The organism is Clostridium sp., assembly GCF_040797585.1.
Classification (GTDB): domain Bacteria; phylum Bacillota; class Clostridia; order Clostridiales; family Clostridiaceae; genus Clostridium_Z.
In genome coordinates, this window is sequence record NZ_JBFNEO010000324.1 from 1 (window position 1) to 1,610 (window position 1,610).

1 protein-coding gene is annotated in these 1,610 nt (G+C 27.0%); it reads right to left on the reverse strand.

From position 1 onward, the window contains the following. The coding region (locus AB2369_RS13210) for a hypothetical protein (RefSeq protein WP_367666934.1) at positions 1-1,113 on the reverse strand (1,113 nt) is incomplete at its 3' end. Positions 1,114-1,610: the final 497 nt, after the last annotated feature.

Below are 1,610 nucleotides of genomic sequence, written 5' to 3' on the forward strand. Positions count from 1 at the left end.
GGTTTTAAATTTCCCATCCTCTTCTTTTATTGATATAGCATCCTTTTGCCACTCAAGGTTTTTAAAATCATAGCTATTTTTTATTATAATGCCACTATTATAATACTCATTGTATAGTCTATCCCTAATATCCTCTGTGGTGTTTTTTATGTAACTCTTATCTCCCTCATTAAGAGCTTTAAAAAAGTTATCATAGAACTCTTTATATACTTTTTCTAAATCTACCCTTAATTGCTCTGTTAAAGGATTTATTTGAAGACTAATCTTAGGTAAATCTTGAATCTCCTTTTCTTCGCTTTTAACTGTGCCCCATGGAAACTCTTTTTCTAAATGTACTTTATAAGATCCATCTGAAGGTATTGGTCCTATTCCACTAAACTCCTTTACAGTTTTTGATGTATCCTCTCCATTTATAAATACCTTTGCATCCTTATAATTACTATCTAGAGTAAGATTAACTCCTTGAAGATTTAAAGACTTTGTATTTTCTTTGTTTACTAAAGCCTCTGTTATACTATCTTCTATATCTCCATAGTTTCCATCATATATGCCTTTTATATTGTAAGTTCCAGGTATGATATTATCTATGTTTACTACCTCATTATCCTTCTGTGTTATTGCAACCTCTTTATCATTTAACATTACCCTAGTACCCTTTAAATTCACAGTTACTTTAAGGCTTACTTCTTCTATACCTATATAATATCTATCTCCTATAACTCTCTCTTCCTTCTTTAGCTTCAGAAGATCCTTTGATGAATCCTTAAATCTTAATACAGATATAAGTTCATCCGTTCTACTTTGGTTTTCTTTTAGATAATCTACTAAGGGTTTTATATTTTCCTCATTAAGCTCCCTATCACTACCTTCTACCTTCATATATTTATACACTTTATAAGGATTACTGCTATTTAATGTGCTTTCAAATTTTTTAATAACAGAGTCTCTTGATGAATTTACTATGCTATAAATAACTCCTCCAAAAACAATTATAGCCAAAGAAAACGCTATAACAATAACTGTATTTCTCTTTTTTGAGTCCTTAAAGAATACTTCTAAATTATCCTTAAGTTTATAAAGACTATTTTTAATCTTATCAAAAATTTCTTTCATATTTATCACCTTCTATAAAGAAATATTTTATCTATTGTATTCCTCTTATATTCTCTCCATTAAAAACATTATACTATTAAAATCTTTCTAATTATTAAATTAACATAAATATAATTTAATAAACAGTTTTTAGGTTTAATCTCTTAGATTTTTTAATATTTATTGTTTGTATATATAGATAAACCACATAACGCATTAAACTAAGCTTAAATCCACCATGATTTATAGTATATTTAGAGATTAAGGTTGACTATTTATATATCCATTATATAAATAACTCTATGTGTGTTGTAATAATTGATTTTAAAAATATATTATTAAGAAAAAATCTTAAATTCAACTTATATACAAAAAAAGAAATGAAGAGGTATCTTAAAGAAACCTCTCCACCTTCTTCTTCTAGCTAAAGATTTTTAGCACCAACCTCATATACGAAATAGGAGTAAATTATTATGATGATGCATATTTCAAAGCAATACAGAAACACCCTGTATCCC